Consider the following 2,780-nt stretch of genomic DNA (forward strand, 5'->3'; position numbering starts at 1 on the left):
CGCCCCAAAGGCGTCGTCGTCACCCACGCCAACCTCGCCAACCTCCTCACCGCCATCCAGCAGCGCATCCCCCTCAACCCCACCGACAGCTGGCTCGCGGTCACCACAGTCGCCTTCGACATCGCGCACCTGGAGCTGTTCGGGCCGCTCACGCAGGGCGCCCGGGTGGTGGTCGCCACCGCTGAGGAGGCCAGGGACCCGGCCGCGCTGGCCCGCCTGATCACCTCCCACCAGGTCACCGTCATGCAGGCCACCCCCACCACCTGGCAGATGCTCACCACCCACGCCCCGCACACCCTCCACGGACTGCGCAAGCTCACCGGCGGCGAAGCCCTGCCCCCCGCCCTCGCCGACGAACTACGCGCAGCCGGCGAAGGCGAATCGCTCAACGTCTACGGCCCGACCGAGACGACCATCTGGTCGACCGCCGACCGGGTATCCGACGAGGGCGAGGGCTCGGCCGCCGTACCCATTGGCAAGCCACTGGCCAACACCCGCGTCTACGTCCTCGACCGGTCGTTGCACCCGGTGCCGGTAGGGGTCGCTGGTGAGCTCTACATCGCGGGTACGGGTGTCGCCCGCGGCTACCACCAGCGCCCGGACCTGACCTCGGAGCGGTTCCTCGCTGATCCGTTCGGCTCGCTGGGCTCGCGCATGTACCGCACCGGCGACCTGGTGCGGTGGCGCGGCGACGGCCGACTGGAATACCTCGGGCGCACCGACCACCAGGTCAAGGTTCGAGGGCACCGCATCGAGCTGGGCGAGATCGAGTCCGTGCTGTCCAGCTCCGGGCTGGTCGAGCAGAGCGCCGTGGTCGTACGCGAGGACCACGACGCAGACAAGCGCATCACGGCCTACGTGGTGCCGCGCCGGGGCGAGCGCAACCACGACGAGGAGCGGCAGCAGGTCGAGAACTGGTCCACCGCGTACGACGCCTACTACGAGAACCCCGCCTCGGCCGTGCTGGGCGAGGACTTCGGCATCTGGCAGGACAGTTACGGCGGTGAGCCGATCCCGGCCCACGAAATGCGGCAGTGGCGGGCGTCAGCGGTGGACCGCATTCGTGCACTCCGGCCGCGCCGAGTCCTTGAGATCGGTGTCGGCACGGGCTTGATCCTGGCCCATGTGGCCCGACACTGCGAGGCGTACTGGGGCACGGACATCTCGCCCGTCGTCATCGGCACACTGCGGGAGCAGGTGGCGCAAGAGGTCTCGCTGTCGGGACGGGTGGAGCTGCGCACACAACCCGCCCATGACATGACCGGGCTACCGGAGGGGTTCTTCGACACGGTCGTGCTGAATTCGGTGGTCCAGTACTTCCCGAGCGGGAACTACCTGGCCGAGGTGCTGGAGAGCGTCGCGCGCCTGCTCGCCCCGGGCGGTTCGGTGTTCATCGGTGATGTCCGCCACCGGCGTCTGCACCGTAGCTTCGCCGCTTCCGTTGCCCTGCACCACGCGGAGCCCGGGGCGGATGCGGCAACGCTGCTGCGGGCCGTCGAGCAGGAGATGAGGCAGGAGCAGGAACTGCTGGTCGACCCCGAGTTCTTCACCGGCTTCGCCGAGCCGGGGACCATGGTGGACGTACGAACCAAGGACGGCGGGTACGACAACGAGCTGACCCGCTACCGGTACGACGTCGTGCTGCGTCGGCGGACCGCCGACGCGGTCGCGGTGAACGCGGCCCCGCGGTTGCTGTGGGGGCGCGACCTGAGTGGCGTCGAAGAGCTGGCGGCTATGTTGGCCGATCGGCGGCCGGAGACGCTGCGGGTCGTCGACGTGCCCAACGCCCGGCTCGTCGGGCACCTCGCCGCGTTGCGCACCCTTGAGGCCGGCACTGCGCCGGAGGACGGCGCCGGCGAGGCCGCCGGAAGCCGTCTGGCAGTGCCGACGCACGCTGAGCTGGAGGGCGTCGCGGCGGCCCACGGCTACCGGGTGGCCCTCACGTGGTCCGCCACGGGCGGGCCCGGTCAGCTGGACGCCGTCTTCGTGTCCGAGGGCACAGCCGACTGCGCGTCCGGAGAACGAGCCTGGTCCGGTGTGTACGGCGCGGCTGCCACGGCGGAGGCCGGCACGTTCCGGCCGGGCCTGTGGACGAATGCGCCGCACCACGCGGTGGACACGACTCTGCTGCTCGCTGAGGTGCGTGCGCATGTGCAGCGGATGCTGCCGGAGTATATGGTCCCGGCGGCGTTCGTCACCTTGGACCGGCTGCCGCTCACCCCGAACGGCAAGTTGGACCGCAAGGCCCTGCCGAAGCCCGAGATGGCCACCGGTTCGGGTCAGGCGCCGAGCGGGCCGCTGCAGGAAATCCTTTGCGGGCTGTTCTCGGACGTGCTCGGCGTGGAGGGCGTCGGAGTCGACGACGACTTCTTCGCCCTTGGCGGACACTCGCTGCTCGCGACGCGACTGGCCAGCCGCATCCGTACGGTGCTGGGCCGGGAGCTCGACCTGCGAGGGCTGTTCGAAGCCCCCACGGTCGCGGCGCTGGCGGCCCGGCTGAACGGTTCCTCGGATGTACGTATCCCGCTCTTGACCCGGAAGCGTCCGGAGCGGCTGCCGCTGTCGTTCGCGCAGCGCCGGCTGTGGTTCCTGGGCGTGTACGGCGACGCCGGCGCGGCGTACAACATGCCGTTGGTGGTCCGGTTGAAGGGTGTGCTGGACGAGGCGGCTTTGCGGGCGGCGGTGGGTGACGTTGCGGACCGGCATGAGGTGCTGCGGACGGTGATCCGGGAGAGTGAGGGGGAGCCGTTCCAGGACATCCGGCCGCCGGGAGAGCCTGT

Annotated in this window: 1 protein-coding gene; it reads left to right on the plus strand. The window is 70.6% G+C overall.

Features of this window, described 5'->3' with window-relative positions; translation table 11 throughout:
• The coding region (locus ACFC1X_RS40650) for an amino acid adenylation domain-containing protein (protein WP_376364783.1) at window positions 1–2,780 on the plus strand (2,780 nt) is incomplete at both ends.

The organism is Streptomyces sp. NPDC056128 (assembly GCF_042263835.1).
Classification (GTDB): domain Bacteria; phylum Actinomycetota; class Actinomycetes; order Streptomycetales; family Streptomycetaceae; genus Streptomyces.